Below are 13145 nucleotides of genomic sequence, written 5' to 3'. Positions count from 1 at the left end.
TGGCTTCAGGTGTCATCCCTGCCCCCATGTGCAGCGGCCCATAGCTGCTTGATCATGAAGACTGCGACCCAACCGGCGAGGACGGCCCAGGCCAAGGGCTGGACGTCCGAGATGGTCAGGAGGCCGCAGGGCTGCGGGTCCATGACGAGCTGCTGCACGATGGGCGTGCCGCCGCCGATGGGCTGGAGGATGTATTCAACGCCGGTGTCCCCGATCAGGGCGACGTCAACGATGTGCGGGACCCCGCCGTATTCCACGATGGAGCCCCGCACGGTGGAAGCCGTCGCGGCGTTTGCCAGTGCTGGCGACTGGTAGCAGACCGAGCCGACTTGCCACATGATTCGCTCGCCTTACTTGGCGCGCCACATGAGCTTGATCGCGTAGATCGCGAACAAGCCGATGACGATGGCAACGGCGATCTCCTGCGCCGAGGCGAACCCGCCATTGACGGCGGAAAGCACCTGCTCGGACGCGCTGGGGTCCTCCTGGGCCAGGGCGGGCAGCGAGGCCAGAGCGGCCATCGGGGCAAGCGCCAGCTTGGCGCCATACTTGCGCGCGACGGCGCGGGTTTTGTTGATCATGGTGTGATCTCCTTTGGTGAACGGTGCAGGATTGCACCCCTGCAGGTCGCACGCGGCCTGCTAGGCTGAAATCCCCTCAGTAGTCATCGGCCGTGCCGAGTCGGTCGAGGTTGACGACCTGGACCTGCTCGGACACTTCGGCCCACTCGTAGGCAAGTTCGATCGCTTCCTGCTCGTCTCTGACGACACCGCCGCCCGCTTCGCGGAGGCTGGTGACCCATTCGGGCGAGCCGTCCACGAGCGAGGGCGCCAGGAAGCGGCCGGTGTCCAGGGACTGGACCAGGAAGCGGCCCATGTCACGCCTTGGCTGCAGGCGCTGCGCGCTCGAGCGGGACGATGCCGACCAGGGCAAGCGCGGTATCGCCCTTGCCGGTGGCCTGGACCTCAAAGGTCGCATTCGCCCGGATCGGGAACGAGGCGCCCAGGTGAGCCCACTTGTCAAACTCGGCGGACGTGCCGCACTTCATGGGCGTGGTGACGCGGCCGAGCGAACGGCCGGAGGCGTTTTCCTTCAGGTCTGCCTCGACGTGGAAGGTGCAACTATCGAAGGCCCTGCCCTCGAATGTGCCCTTGCTTTCCTTGATGCCGTGCACGACGACTTGCTGCTGGAACTGCATACCGACTCCTTGAGTTACGCGCTTGAAACGGCCGTGAAAGGCGCTGCGCCACACGCCAGGCCGAAAACTCGATCTGCTACCGCTGACACTGCGTCACCGATGCGGCTCGAATACTTTTGAAGCCGGCGCGGCAGGGACTTGCCTTGCACGAGCTCCAGAAATCCCTCATCGCCCAAATGCTTGAACGCCAGAGCAATAGACGGCGCGGCCGTAGTGCGAAGCCAGCGCAGATTGCGCTCGACTTCGGCCTCGACGGTTTCGTCCTGGATGCGCGGCCGGGTGGGGACTTCGACCGGTTGCACGAACTCACGAGCCAGGGCAAGGGCTGCGGCGTGAGCGTCGCCAGCGCCGGCAAAGAAGCCGTCCGGGTTCGCCAGAATGTCGGCGTCGAGCTCGCGCAGCTTGTTGCCCAGGCGGAGCTCCCAACGCAGCCAGGGCATGCCGCTTTCCGGGCCATACATCTGGTGCCCCTTCTCGTAGACGTTGGTCTGCTTGCCCGCTTCGCGGGAGCCCACGTAGAACGACCGGGCGCGCTTGTTCACCCAGTCACCGGCACCGTTGCACTTGGGCCGCTGGCCCCTGACGTCCCAGTCGCCAGCCTTGTAGCCATCAATGATTCCGTCCAGGCCGCCAGGGAAGCCGTCGAAAAAGTCGAGCGCCAGGTCAATGCGCGTCACGGTGGCCTTGCGGGCCTTGATGAAGCGGGCCATGCGCTTGCGCCATCCGCGCTCGGCGAAGGTGCAGGCCATGCCGTATAGATTGACGTGGATCGTCGCTGCCTGCTTTTGCTGCCTGGGCGAGTCGCTGGAAGCACCGAAGCCGACCCATCCGCATTCAGCATCGTTCCAGACGATGGGCCAGCGGCGGGCGTAGAAATCATGGCCCTTCTGCGGTTCACCAGCGACCGAGAAATCCGGGCCGAGGTAGCGCGCAACCTTCCGGGCTACGGCCAGGGCCTGGCCTCCAGGGCTCCAGGACTCTTCAAGCTCCAGCGCGGCCAGGTGGCGCTCGCGGATGCTGTCTTTGACGTCCCAATAGTTGCCCTCGGTTTTCTCCGGAAACATGAGGTCAAGGTCATAGGGTGCATTGCGGAGCTGGAGCGTGAAGCGGAGCCAGTCCACATGAACGACCTGAGGGCCTGCCACGCGATCGGCTTCCAGGCGAACCCGAAGGGTGTCACCGTCCAGGACCAGGGAAGAACGGGCCGGGCGGGTCATTTTTTAGCTCTCCCCGTGATTACCATCGGGGCGGCAGACGCGGCCATCCCCTCCGGGCGGCGCGCGCGCTTCGCTTGCGCCCGCCGCCCGGCCGTGCTGGCCGCGCCACCTAGGAACGCGGAAATCGCGCGCCAGGCTTCCGAATTACGCGAGAGGTCACGCCCCCGAGGACCAGACACGCCGGAGCCGGCAAGGTCTGACGTGCCGTCATCGGCCCTGGGGGCGCGGTAAACGTGGAATGGGTAGGGGTGCGGCTTCATGCTGCCTCCCTGTCCAAGTCCAGCTCGGACTCGTGGGGAACAACCACGTAACCGCCATCGACCAGACCCATGGTCCAGCCGAGAGATACAAGGCAACGAGCGAAATGCTCAGCGTCCCTGTAGTAGTCGAAGAGGTTGATTGCTGGTCCGTGACGGGTCACGGAGAGAACAACGATCTGTTTTGCAAACATGCCGGCTCCTGTAGACTGATGCCAACTTGTCACCGATGACAAGTTGTCAATGCGCGTTTCTACAGGAGCGATGACATAATGTCAACACTTGACCAAATTAGTCAACTAATCGAGCGTGCGGCAGCCATCGCCGGTGGGCAGAACCAGCTCGCCCGCACCATCGGTGAAGACCCTGGCGCCCTGGCGAACATGAAGAAGGGGAAACGCCCCGCGAATTGGCGCGTGCGAGGCAAGCTGCGCGTGGTCCTGGGCGAGGACCCGGCGCATGCATTCGTGGCCGTGATGGCCGAAGACCTGGAACGGTCAGAAAACGCGGACGAGAAAAAAGCCGCCAGCGACCTGAAAGTCATGCTGGCGGCTTTCCCGCATCATGGCGGAGACGGAGGGATTCGAACCCTCGATGAGGCTCAACACCCCATACTCCCTTAGCAGGGGAGCACCTTCGGCCACTCGGTCACGTCTCCTGGGCCGGCTCGAAAGCCAAGAGCGGCATTATGCCATTGCCGGCGCAGCGCCCCGCGCTCAGGCGCTGGGTGGCTGGTCCAGGTCGAAGGCGCGGTGCAGCGCGCGCACCGCCAGCTCCATGTACTTCTCGTCGATCACGACCGAAGTCTTGATTTCGCTGGTCGAGATCATCTGGATGTTGATGCCCTCCTCGCTCAGCACGCGGAACATCTGCGCCGCCACGCCGACGTGGCTGCGCATGCCGATGCCGACGATGCTGACCTTGCAGATGCGCGGGTCGCCCAGCACGTCGGCGGCGCCCAGCGCCGGCGCCACCTTTTCCTTCAGCAGGTCGACGGCGCGTGCCAGGTCGGCCTGCGGCACGGTGAAGCTCAGGTCGGTCTTGCCGTCCTTGCTGACGTTCTGGATGATGACGTCGACCTCGATGTTGGCGTCGGCCACCGCGCCCAGGATCTGGTAGGCGATGCCGGGCTTGTCGGGCACGCCGAGCACGGAGATCTTGGCCTCATCGCGGCTGAAGGCAATGCCGGATACGACGGCGTGTTCCATCTGTTCGTCTTCCTCGAAAGTGATCAGGGTGCCCGAGCGGTCCTCGATGTCGATGTCGATGTCGGGGGGGGTGAAACTGGAGAGGACGCGCACCGGCACCCGATACTTGCCGGCGAACTCGACCGAACGGATCTGCAGCACCTTGCTGCCCAGGCTCGCCATTTCCAGCATCTCCTCGAAGCTGATGGCACCCATGCGCCGCGCCTCGGGCACGACGCGCGGATCGGTGGTGTAGATGCCGTCGACGTCGGTGAAGATCAGGCACTCGTCGGCCCCCAGCGCCGCCGCCACCGCCACCGCCGAGGTGTCGGAGCCGCCGCGCCCGAGCGTGGTGACGTTGCCCGCCGCGTCCACGCCCTGAAAGCCGGTGATGATGACAACCTTGCCGGCATTGAGCGCCGCGCGCACCTTGCCGTCGTCGATCTGCTCGATGCGCGCCTTGGTGTAGGCGTCGGTGGTGCGGATCGGCACCTGCCAGCCGGCCAGGCTGACCGCCGGCTGGCCAAGGGCGTGCAGGGCGATCGCCAGCAGGCCGACCGAGACCTGCTCGCCGGTGGCGGCGATCATGTCGAGCTCGCGGTAGTAGTCCGGCGTGAGCTTGGCGGGCGCCAGCTCCTTGGCCAGGCCGAGCAGGCGATTGGTCTCGCCACTCATGGCGCTGGGCACCACCACCACCTGGTGGCCGGCGCGCGCCCACTTGGCGACGCGCTGGGCCACGCTCGCGATGCGCTCGGTCGAGCCCATCGAGGTGCCGCCGTATTTCTGAACGATCAATGCCATGGTTGCCGAAGACTGGACGGGTGCCGCCAGGTCCACGTGCCCGCGGCAAACCGCGCATTTTAAGCGTCGGCGGTGCGGCCCGCTGGCGGCTCCCAGGCCAGCACGTCGCCAACGCGGCGCACCCGCCCCTGACCCACCCGCAGGTCGATGCGGTGTCCGCGCGTGCGGCAGGCCTCGAGCTGGCGCTGCAGCGCCGCGAGCTGGGCGCTGCTCGGAATCTGGCCATGCGCGCTGCGCAGCCAGTGACGCAGCAGGTTCGCGCGCCGCGCCGCAGTGAGCGCGCGCAACGCTGCCAGGCGCGGCGGATCGCCGCATTGCGCCAGGTCCTGCGCGGCGAGCTCATCCAGCAACTGCTGCGCCTCGGCCGCGTGCGCGGCGCTGCGCGCGAAGGTCTGGCGGAAACCGGGGAACACCGCCTCCAGCGCCGGCAGCAGGCGCGCGCGAATGCGGTTGCGGGTGTAGCGCTCGTCAGCGTTGGTCGGATCCTCGATCCAGCCCTCGCGGCGCGCACGCAGCCAGGCCTTGATCGCCGGTTCGGGCACGGCGAGCAGGGGGCGCCAGCAATCCAGCGCGCCGCGCCGCCAGTGCATCGGCATGGCCGCCAGGCCCGGCAGGCCGGCGCCGCGCGACAGCGCCAGCAGCATGGTTTCCACCTGGTCATCGGCGTGCTGGCCGATGGCGACGCCACGCGCGGCTGGCCCCACGCCAGCCCGCGCCATCTGCTCGAACGCGGCGTAGCGCAGCTGCCGCGCCGCGTCTTCCGGGCTCTGGCCCGGAGCGGGCCGCGCGTCGACGTGGCGCACGACCAGGGGCACGTCCAGTTGCCGGCATCGAGCCTGGCAGTGGCGCTCGAAGTCGTCGGCCGCCGCCTGCAGGCCATGATGCACGTGCCAGGCGACGACCTGGCCGGGCCAGCGCTCGTGGCAGGCGAGCAGCAGCGCGGTCGAATCGGCGCCGCCGCTGAAGGCGACCGCCAGCGGCAGCGTCGGCACCTGGCGCGCGAACGCATCCATGGCCTGGTCGACCTGGCGCGGATCGGCGGCGAGCGGGGGCGCGGCGGTCATGGCATCATGGTAACGTTGGTTGCCGGGCGCATCGATGCGCAGCCGGCAGCGCGATCGACGCCTGGAGGTGCTGGCGATGTGGCGATTCGGACGACTGCTGGCGACGTTCCGCAAGGAACTGGTGCTGGGCTGGGCCCTGCTGCGCGACCCGCGCACGCCGCTCGCCTCCAGGCTGGTGCTCGGACTGGCGCTGCTCTACGTGATCAGCCCGATCGACCTGGTGGTCGACTTCATCCCGGTGCTCGGCTGGATCGACGACGGGGTGATTGCCTGGTTGCTGCTGCAACTGGCGCTGCGCTTCCTGCCGCCCGAGCTGCTCGCCGCGCTGCGCAGCAGGGTGCAGGCGCGGACGCAGCCCATCACGCGCTGAATTCCACGTGACCGGGCCCGTCGCGATCATTCCACCCACGATGCCTCAGACCCAGGAGGGCAAGGGCCGAGGGGCCGGTCATCCAGGACATCCGTGGTCGGGGTCCCCCTGGCCACGGGGTCCGTCCCCATCAGGGGGAAGCGGCGCAGCCGCACGGGAAGTCATGATTTCGTGTCGTTGAAGCGGCCGTAGCTCTGCAGCCGCTCGTAGCGCCGCTCCAGCAATTCCTTGATCTTGAGGTCCGCCAGCTGGCGCCAGGCGTCGCCCAGCGCGCGCTTGAGGAAGCTGCCCATCTGGTGCGCGTCACGCTGCGCGCCGCCGACCGGCTCGCTGACGATCTTGTCCACCAGGCCCAGTGCCTTCAGGCGATGCGCGGTGATGCCCAGCGCGCTGGCGGCCTCCTCGGCCTTGTCGCTGGTCTTCCAGAGGATGGAGGCGCAGCCCTCGGGGCTGATCACCGAGTAGATCGCGTACTGCAGCATCAGCACCTGGTCGGCCACGGCAATCGCCAGCGCGCCGCCCGAGCCACCCTCGCCGATGATGGTGGTGATGATCGGCACCTCGAGCTGCGCCATCTCGTAGATGTTGCGCCCGATGGCCTCGCTCTGGCCGCGCTCCTCGGCGTCGATGCCGGGAAAGGCGCCGGGGGTATCGACGAAGGTGAACACCGGCAGCCTGAACTTCTCGGCGGTCTTCATCAGGCGCAGCGCCTTGCGATAGCCCTCGGGCCGCGTCATGCCGAAGTTGCGCGCGGCGCGCTCCTTGGTGCCACGCCCCTTCTGGTGGCCGATCACCATGCAGGCATTGCCGCCAAAGCGCGCCAGGCCACCGACGATGCTGGCGTCGTCGGCGAAGTGACGGTCGCCGTGCAGTTCGACGAAATCGGTGAAGCACTCGCGGATGTAGTCCAGCGTGTAGGGGCGGTCCGGATGTCGCGCGATCTTGGTGATCTGCCACGGCGTCAGGTCGCTGTAGATGTCCTTGGTGAGCTTGAGGCTCTTCTTGTCGAGCTGGTCGATCTCCTCGGAGATGTCGACCGCGCTCTCGCTTTGCACGTAGCGCAGTTCCTCGATCTTGTTTTCCAGCTCGGCAATCGGTTGCTCGAAGTCCAGGAAAGTGCGTTTGGCCAATCTAGGCTCCTCGTAACGAGATGCCGGTGATGTTACCGGATGCCGCGTGCGGCGGCGCTCAATACGCGACCGGCAGCGGGTCGAGCGAGCGCCACATGTACCAGGTGGCGACACTGCGCCAGGGCGCCCAGCCCTCGGCCACCTCGCGCGCCTCGCTGCGGCTGACGGGTTCGCCGGAAAAATAGTTCTGGCTGATGCCCTTGATCAGGCCGACATCGTCGAGCGGCAGCACGTCCGGGCGCAGCAGGTGGAAGATCAGGAACATCTCGGCGGTCCAGCGGCCGATGCCGCGGATCGCCACCAGCTCGGCGATGATGGCCTCGTCGTCCATGCCGGCCCAGCGCGCGACATGGATCTTGCCGGCGTCGAAATGCAGCGCCAGGTCGACCAGGTATTCGACCTTGCGCGCCGACAGGCCGGCCGCGCGCATGTCGTCCACCTTCAGGCGCAGCACGGCGGCCGGCGTCAGGCGGCGCGACAGCGCGGCGAAGCGGTCCCACACCGACTGCGCGGCGCGCACCGAGATCTGCTGACCCACGATGGAGCGCGCCAGCGTGACGAAGGCGTCGCCGCGCGACTCCAGGCGAGCATCCCCGAAGCGCGGGATCAGGCGGCGCAAGACGCGGTCGCGCCGTGCCAGGTGGGTGCAGGCGTCCATCCAGTAATCAGGCGCGATGGCCTCGGCTGGCGCCCCGCGGCGCGCCGTCACTGCACCGCCTCCCAGGTGGTGCCGGCGGACGAGTCCTTGAGCACGATGCCGGCGGCCCGCAGCTCGTCGCGGATGCGGTCGGCCTCGGCGAAGTCGCGCGCCTGCTTGGCGGCAGCGCGCGCTGCGATGCGGGCCTCGATCGCCGCCTCGTCCAGCACGCTGCCGGCGCGCAGGAACGCCTTCGGATCATCCTGCAGCAGGCCCAGGCAGCCGCCCAGTGCCTTCAGCAGGCCGGCATCCTGCGGCCGGCGGTGGCGATTCACCTCGCTCGCCAGTTCGAACAGCACGGCCACGGCCTCGGGCGTGCCGAAGTCCTCGTCCATGGCGGCCTTGAAGCGCGCCGCGAACGGATCGCTCCAGTCGATCGCCGCCGGCGGCTCGGCCGGCACGGCGTCGAGGGCGGTGTAGAGGCGGCGTAGCGCGGCGCGCGCGTCCTGCAGGTGCACGTCGCTGTAGTTGAGCGGGCTGCGGTAATGCGCGCGCACGATGAAGAAACGGATCGTCTCGGCGTCGAACTGCTCCAGCACCTCGCGGATGGTGAAGAAATTGCCGAGCGACTTGGACATCTTCTCGTTGTCGATGTTGACGAAGCCGTTGTGCATCCACACGCGCGCCAGCGGCACGCCATTGGCGCCCTCGCTCTGGGCGATCTCGTTCTCGTGATGCGGGAACTGCAGGTCCGCGCCGCCGCCGTGGATGTCGAAGGTGTTGCCCAGCAGGGCGCAGCTCATGGCCGAGCATTCGATGTGCCAGCCGGGCCGCCCCAGGCCGTAGGGGCTGTCCCAGCGGGCGCCCTCGGGTTCGCTCGGCTTGGCCGACTTCCAGAGCACGAAGTCGAGCGGGTCATCCTTGCCCGCGTCCACCGCCACGCGCTCGCCGGCGTGCAATTCGTCCAGCGTCTTGCCGGACAGCTTGCCGTAGCCCGGGAAGCGCCGCACCGCGTAGTTGACGTCGCCATCCGCGCCGCGATAGGCCAGGCCCTTGCCCTCCAGCGTGCCGATGATGGCGAGCATCTGCGGCACGTAGTCGGTGGCACGGGGGTCGTGCGTGGGCCGCTCGACGCCCAGGGCGTCGAAGTCTCGGTACATCTCGGCGATCATGCGGTCGGTGAGCTGGCGGATGGTCTCGCCGTTCTCCAGCGCGCGGCGGATGATCTTGTCCTCGATGTCGGTGATGTTGCGCACGAAGGTCACGCGCAGGCCCGACGCCTTGAACCAGCGCTGCACCACGTCGAACGCGACGGCCGAGCGCGCGTGGCCGATGTGGCACAGGTCGTACACGGTGATGCCGCACACGTACATGCGCACGTGGCCGGGTTCGAGCGGGGCGAAGTCTTCCAGGGCACGCGTGAGCGTGTTGTAGATGCGCAGGGTCATGGAAATCGGGGCCGGGCCGCGCGCGGATGCCGCGACGCGTGCGAGAGGAGCCGTCTCGGCCGCTTGCGCGGCGTGACTACAATCCCGTCCAGTATAAAACGCGCGTTGCCGGATCCAGCGTCCATCCGCGGTTGCCCCGAAAGGGCGATGGCTCCGTGCGCCCGCCACCGATGACCGCGCGTCCCGCCCACTTTCGCCATCCCCTGGCTCTGCTGCTGGCCCTGCTGGCGCTGCTGGCGCTGCCGGCCTGGGCGGACGACTACGCCGAGGTGCAGCGCCTGCATGCCGCCGGCCAGACCGGCGAGGCGCTGGCGCAGGCCGACCGCTACATCGGCGAGCATCCGCGCGACCCGCAGATGCGCTTCATCAAGGCCAACCTGCTCAGCGCCAGCGGCCAGCCGCAGGCGGCCGAGCAGATGCTCGAGCAACTGACGCGCGACTACCCCGAGCTGGCCGAGCCCTGGAACAACCTGGCGGTGCTGCGCGCCGCGCGCGGCGAGCTGGCGGCGGCGCGCGCGGCGCTCGAGAACGCGCTGCGCATCCAGCCCGACTACGCGACGGCGCTGGAGAACCTGGGCGACGTGCAGGCGCGCGAGGCCCTGCGGTCCTACCAGCGCGCGCGCACGCTGGATGCCGGCAACCCGCGCCTGGCACCCAAGATCGAAGCCCTGGGCAGCCTGCTGAAAGCGCGGGCTGGCGCCGGCGGCTGAAGCCCAGGCGCGACGCGCCGGGAACCCCTGGCATGCGCCACGCCACCAAGCCTGATCCCGTTCCTCACTTTCCGCATCCGCCCATGAACCTGTCCCGCAGAACCCTCACCCGCCTGGCTGCCGGCGTGCTGGCCAGTGCCGCCCTGGCGACCGCCCTGCCCGCCCTGGCCGCCGACCCGCGCGTCAAGTTCGTCACCAGCGAGGGCGACTTCGTGATCGAGGTCTACCCCGAGAAGGCGCCCAAGACCGTCGCCAACTTCCTGCAGTACGTCAAGGACAAGCACTACGACGGCACCATCTTCCACCGCGTGATCAAGAACTTCATGATCCAGGGCGGCGGCTTCGACGCGGACTACAAGGAGAAGCCGACACGCGCGCCGGTGACGCACGAAGGCCGCCAGGCCCTGGCCGCCGGCCTGAAGAACGTCCGGGGCAGCGTGGCCATGGCACGCACCAACGATCCCAATTCGGCCAGCGCGCAGTTCTTCATCAACGTGGTCGACAACGACTTCCTGGATCCGGTGCCGATCCCGCCGGGCGACCCGGTGGCCAAGTTCGAGTACCGGGGCCAGACCTACACCGACGTGCCACGCGCCAACCTGGAAAACCATCCGCAGCTGTTCGGCTACACCGTGTTCGGCCAGGTCGTGAGCGGCATGGACACGGTCGAGAAGATCCGCAACACGGTCACCGGCAAGGGCGGGCCGTTCCCGACCGACGTGCCGCAGAAGATGGTGCGGATCGAGTCGGCCACGCTGGTGAAATGATCCCCTCATGTTGCTGCGCTCCTTCCCCCAGGGGGACGCACCCAGTAACCAGGGCAACTCCGGCCACGCGTGCCTGCGGATGGCCAGCTCCGCGGCCTGTTTGTCTTTTCCCGCTGAAGCCGCACGTGGCACCATGAAAATTTCTGACATCCCGTTGCAAAGGAAGAACCCATGAGCAATCCCCAGGTTGAACTGCACATCAAGGACCGCGGCGTGATCACGGTCGAACTCGAGCAGGAGAAGGCGCCCAAGTCGGTGGCCAACTTCCTCGCCTACGTCCAGAGCGGCCACTACGACAACACGGTGTTCCACCGCGTCATCGGCAACTTCATGATCCAGGGCGGCGGCTTCGAGCCGGGCATGAAGCAGAAGCCGACCCAGGCGCCGATCGAGAACGAGGCCAACAATGGCCTGAAGAACGCGCGCTACACCCTGGCCATGGCGCGCACGGGCGACCCGCATTCGGCCACGGCGCAGTTCTTCATCAACGTGGTGGACAACGACTTCCTGAACTTCCAGGCACCGACCGGCCAGGGCTGGGGCTACGCGGTGTTCGGCAAGGTGGTCCAGGGCCAGGACGTGGTGGACGCGATCAAGGCGGTGCCGACCACGCGCAAGGGATTCCACGACGACGTGCCGCGCGACGACGTGGTGATCGAGAAGGCTGTGGTGGCTGCCGGCTGACCCGCACCGCGTGACGAGCGTGCCGGCCTTTGCCGAGCTGGTGGCGCCCGCGCACTGGCGCACGGTCGACTTCATCTCCGATCTGCATCTCAAGCCGGACGAGCCGCAGACCTTCGGCGCCTGGGCCGGCTACATGGCGGCCACGCGCGCCGACGCGGTGTTCATCCTGGGCGACCTGTTCGAGGTCTGGGTGGGCGACGACGCCGCCAGCGCGGGCAGCTTCGAGGCGCGCTGCGGCGAGGTGCTGGCGGCGTGCCACGCCGAACTGGCCTTCCTGCGCGGCAACCGCGACTTCCTGGTCGGCACGCCATTCCTGCAGCGCCATCGCGTGCGCGACCTGATCGACCCCACCGTGCTGGCCTTCGCCGGGCAGCGCTTCCTGCTCTCGCATGGCGATCTGCTGTGCACCGAGGACGTCGACTACCAGCGCTTTCGCCAGCAGGTGCGCAGCGCTGACTGGCAGCGCGACTTCCTGGCGCGCCCGCTGGCCGAGCGCCAGGCGCTGGCGCGGCACATGCGCGCCGAGAGCCAGGCGCGCCACGCCGAACAAGCCGTCTACGCCCACACCGACACCGCACTGGCGCGCCAGTGGCTGCACGCGGCAGACGCCACCACCCTGATCCACGGCCACACGCACCAGCCGGCCGACCACGCGCTCGGCACCGACGGCCAGGGCCGGCCGCTGGCCCAGGTGGTGCTGAGCGACTGGCACATCGACGCCCGCACGCACCGCGCCGAGGTGCTGCGCCTGCAACCGTCGGGGCGCTGGACGCGCCTCGATCCGGGTGACGCCTGAGCGCCATGGCACCGCTGGCGCGCCTGGGCCGATGGTTGCGCCGCGCGGCCGGCGTGCCGCCGCCGATCCCCGACGCGCTGTGGCAGGCGACGCTGGCGCGCTACCCGTTCCTGGCCCGGCTGGGGCGACAGCAGCGCGAGCGCCTGCGGCGCCTGGCGACGCACTTTCTCGCGCAGAAGGAATTCAGCGGCGCCCACGGGCTGCAGGTGACCGATGCCATGGCGGTCGCCGTGGCCGCCCAGGCCTGCCTGCCCCTGCTGCACCTGGGGCCACCCGAGCGTCCGGAGGACGCCCTGTCCTGGTACGACGACTTTGTCGGCATCGTGATGCACCCGGCCGACGCCGTGGCGCGCCGCCAGGTGATGGACGAGGCCGGCGTGGTGCACCACTACGACGAGGTGCTGGCGGGCGAAGCCATGCAGCACGGCCCGGTGATGCTGTCCTGGCCGGCGGTGCAGGACGCCGGCACGGAAAGCGGCAGCAGCGTGGTGATCCACGAGTTCGTGCACAAGATGGACATGCAGGCCGGCGGCGCCCACGGCGCGCCGCCGCTGCCGCGCGGTTTCATGGGCGCGCGCACGCCGCGTGAGGGGGCGGCGCGCTGGGCCGCCACCTGGGCGCCCGCGTATCAGCAGTTCCGCGAACAGGTGATCCGGGCCGAGCGCTTCGGCGCCCCCATGCCCTGGCTGGACGCCTATGCCGCCACCGCGCCGGAGGAGTTCTTCGCCGTCGCCTGCGAGGCGCACTTCGTCGAGCCGCAGCGCTTCGCGCAGGAATTCCCGCAGCTCAGCACCGCGCTGCGCGCGTTCTTCCGGCAAGATGCGTCCTGAGTAACCGTCTTTCAAGTCAAGCGCCGTGAAGCGATTTGTCCCAAGGTTT

General features: G+C 68.4%; 17 protein-coding genes and 1 tRNA gene. 6 read left to right on the top strand and 12 right to left on the bottom strand.

Annotated features, from left to right (window positions below; all coding sequences use genetic code 11):
• Positions 1-5 precede the first annotated feature (5 nt).
• From PKA16_RS01805 to tilS, 9 genes are all read right to left on the bottom strand, one after another.
• Complete coding sequence (locus tag PKA16_RS01805; protein WP_324399803.1) at positions 6-338, bottom strand: hypothetical protein; 333 nt, start codon at positions 336-338, stop codon at positions 6-8.
• Between the two features lie 12 nt (positions 339-350).
• Complete coding sequence (locus PKA16_RS01800; RefSeq protein ID WP_324399801.1) at positions 351-581, bottom strand: hypothetical protein; 231 nt, start codon at positions 579-581, stop codon at positions 351-353.
• A 76-nt stretch (positions 582-657) separates the two neighbouring features.
• Positions 658-876, bottom strand: a complete 219-nt coding sequence (locus PKA16_RS01795; RefSeq protein WP_324399799.1) for a hypothetical protein — start codon at positions 874-876, stop codon at positions 658-660.
• A 1-nt stretch (position 877) separates the two neighbouring features.
• On the bottom strand, positions 878-1198 hold the full coding sequence (locus PKA16_RS01790; protein WP_324399797.1) for a hypothetical protein: 321 nt from the start codon (positions 1196-1198) through the stop codon (positions 878-880).
• A 14-nt stretch (positions 1199-1212) separates the two neighbouring features.
• A complete protein-coding gene (locus PKA16_RS01785) occupies positions 1213-2415 on the bottom strand; it encodes a replication initiation factor domain-containing protein (RefSeq protein ID WP_324399795.1) in 1203 nt (400 codons plus the stop codon).
• A gap of 256 nt (positions 2416-2671) precedes the next feature.
• Positions 2672-2866 (bottom strand): hypothetical protein, encoded by a 195-nt coding sequence (locus PKA16_RS01780; RefSeq protein ID WP_324399793.1) that lies wholly within the window; start codon positions 2864-2866, stop codon positions 2672-2674.
• 371 nt (positions 2867-3237) lie between these two features.
• Positions 3238-3330 (bottom strand) — tRNA-Ser (locus tag PKA16_RS01775).
• Positions 3331-3388: 58 nt separating this feature from the next.
• Entirely contained in the window at positions 3389-4660 is a 1272-nt protein-coding gene (locus PKA16_RS01770) for an aspartate kinase (RefSeq protein WP_324399791.1), read from the bottom strand.
• Between the two features lie 59 nt (positions 4661-4719).
• Positions 4720-5724 carry a tRNA lysidine(34) synthetase TilS gene (tilS, locus tag PKA16_RS01765; protein ID WP_324399789.1) on the bottom strand — a complete coding sequence of 335 codons (1005 nt, stop codon included), beginning with the start codon at positions 5722-5724 and terminating at the stop codon, positions 4720-4722.
• 34 nt (positions 5725-5758) lie between these two features.
• Here tilS and PKA16_RS01760 point away from each other — a divergent pair, with 34 nt between their 5' ends.
• Complete coding sequence (locus tag PKA16_RS01760) at positions 5759-6094, top strand: DUF1232 domain-containing protein (RefSeq protein ID WP_324399787.1); 336 nt, start codon at positions 5759-5761, stop codon at positions 6092-6094.
• A gap of 161 nt (positions 6095-6255) precedes the next feature.
• Here the strand turns inward: PKA16_RS01760 and PKA16_RS01755 are convergent, their stop codons facing one another.
• The 3 genes from PKA16_RS01755 to cysS are packed head-to-tail and all read right to left on the bottom strand — an operon-like array spanning position 6256 to position 9309.
• The gene (locus tag PKA16_RS01755) at positions 6256-7224 is read right to left on the bottom strand and encodes an acetyl-CoA carboxylase carboxyltransferase subunit alpha (RefSeq protein WP_324399785.1); all 969 of its coding nucleotides are present in this window, start codon (positions 7222-7224) and stop codon (positions 6256-6258) included.
• A 58-nt stretch (positions 7225-7282) separates the two neighbouring features.
• Complete coding sequence (locus PKA16_RS01750) at positions 7283-7882, bottom strand: DNA-3-methyladenine glycosylase 2 family protein (protein WP_324399783.1); 600 nt, start codon at positions 7880-7882, stop codon at positions 7283-7285.
• Positions 7883-7929: 47 nt separating this feature from the next.
• A complete protein-coding gene (gene cysS, locus PKA16_RS01745) occupies positions 7930-9309 on the bottom strand; it encodes a cysteine--tRNA ligase (RefSeq protein ID WP_324399781.1) in 1380 nt (459 codons plus the stop codon).
• A gap of 170 nt (positions 9310-9479) precedes the next feature.
• On the opposite strand from cysS, the gene PKA16_RS01740 reads away from it, so the two are divergent.
• The 5 genes from PKA16_RS01740 to PKA16_RS01720 all read left to right on the top strand — a co-directional run bounded on the left by PKA16_RS01740 (position 9480) and on the right by PKA16_RS01720 (position 13096).
• Positions 9480-10019: a tetratricopeptide repeat protein gene (locus PKA16_RS01740; RefSeq protein ID WP_324399779.1), complete on the top strand. Its 540-nt coding sequence runs from the start codon at positions 9480-9482 to the stop codon at positions 10017-10019.
• Positions 10020-10102: 83 nt separating this feature from the next.
• Positions 10103-10786 carry a peptidylprolyl isomerase gene (locus PKA16_RS01735; RefSeq protein WP_324399777.1) on the top strand — a complete coding sequence of 228 codons (684 nt, stop codon included), beginning with the start codon at positions 10103-10105 and terminating at the stop codon, positions 10784-10786.
• A gap of 171 nt (positions 10787-10957) precedes the next feature.
• Complete coding sequence (locus tag PKA16_RS01730; RefSeq protein ID WP_324399775.1) at positions 10958-11470, top strand: peptidylprolyl isomerase; 513 nt, start codon at positions 10958-10960, stop codon at positions 11468-11470.
• 10 nt (positions 11471-11480) lie between these two features.
• Positions 11481-12266: a UDP-2,3-diacylglucosamine diphosphatase gene (locus PKA16_RS01725; protein ID WP_324399774.1), complete on the top strand. Its 786-nt coding sequence runs from the start codon at positions 11481-11483 to the stop codon at positions 12264-12266.
• 5 nt (positions 12267-12271) lie between these two features.
• Positions 12272-13096 carry a M90 family metallopeptidase gene (locus tag PKA16_RS01720; RefSeq protein ID WP_324399772.1) on the top strand — a complete coding sequence of 275 codons (825 nt, stop codon included), beginning with the start codon at positions 12272-12274 and terminating at the stop codon, positions 13094-13096.
• Positions 13097-13145 lie beyond the last annotated feature (49 nt).

The sequence above is a fragment of the Ottowia sp. genome, assembly GCF_035325765.1.
Lineage (GTDB): Bacteria > Pseudomonadota > Gammaproteobacteria > Burkholderiales > Burkholderiaceae_C > Ottowia.
Note: the sequence above shows the minus strand (reverse complement) of the source record. Positions and strands in the feature narration are given on the sequence as shown.

Bases quoted from the DNA above. Each gene is read 5' to 3' on its own strand.
- PKA16_RS01760 (WP_324399787.1), top strand. From the start codon at position 5,759: ATGCGCAGCCGGCAGCGCGATCGACGCCTGGAGGTGCTGGCGATGTGG.
- PKA16_RS01740 (WP_324399779.1), top strand. From the start codon at position 9,480: ATGACCGCGCGTCCCGCCCACTTTCGCCATCCCCTGGCTCTGCTGCTG.
- cysS (WP_324399781.1), bottom strand. From the start codon at position 9,309: ATGACCCTGCGCATCTACAACACGCTCACGCGTGCCCTGGAAGACTTC.
- PKA16_RS01730 (WP_324399775.1), top strand. From the start codon at position 10,958: ATGAGCAATCCCCAGGTTGAACTGCACATCAAGGACCGCGGCGTGATC.
- PKA16_RS01750 (WP_324399783.1), bottom strand. From the start codon at position 7,882: ATGGACGCCTGCACCCACCTGGCACGGCGCGACCGCGTCTTGCGCCGC.
- PKA16_RS01805 (WP_324399803.1), bottom strand. From the start codon at position 338: ATGTGGCAAGTCGGCTCGGTCTGCTACCAGTCGCCAGCACTGGCAAAC.
- PKA16_RS01800 (WP_324399801.1), bottom strand. From the start codon at position 581: ATGATCAACAAAACCCGCGCCGTCGCGCGCAAGTATGGCGCCAAGCTG.
- PKA16_RS01735 (WP_324399777.1), top strand. From the start codon at position 10,103: ATGAACCTGTCCCGCAGAACCCTCACCCGCCTGGCTGCCGGCGTGCTG.
- PKA16_RS01770 (WP_324399791.1), bottom strand. From the start codon at position 4,660: ATGGCATTGATCGTTCAGAAATACGGCGGCACCTCGATGGGCTCGACC.
- PKA16_RS01790 (WP_324399797.1), bottom strand. From the start codon at position 1,198: ATGCAGTTCCAGCAGCAAGTCGTCGTGCACGGCATCAAGGAAAGCAAG.
- PKA16_RS01785 (WP_324399795.1), bottom strand. From the start codon at position 2,415: ATGACCCGCCCGGCCCGTTCTTCCCTGGTCCTGGACGGTGACACCCTT.
- tilS (WP_324399789.1), bottom strand. From the start codon at position 5,724: ATGACCGCCGCGCCCCCGCTCGCCGCCGATCCGCGCCAGGTCGACCAG.
- PKA16_RS01780 (WP_324399793.1), bottom strand. From the start codon at position 2,866: ATGTTTGCAAAACAGATCGTTGTTCTCTCCGTGACCCGTCACGGACCA.
- PKA16_RS01795 (WP_324399799.1), bottom strand. From the start codon at position 876: ATGGGCCGCTTCCTGGTCCAGTCCCTGGACACCGGCCGCTTCCTGGCG.
- PKA16_RS01720 (WP_324399772.1), top strand. From the start codon at position 12,272: ATGGCACCGCTGGCGCGCCTGGGCCGATGGTTGCGCCGCGCGGCCGGC.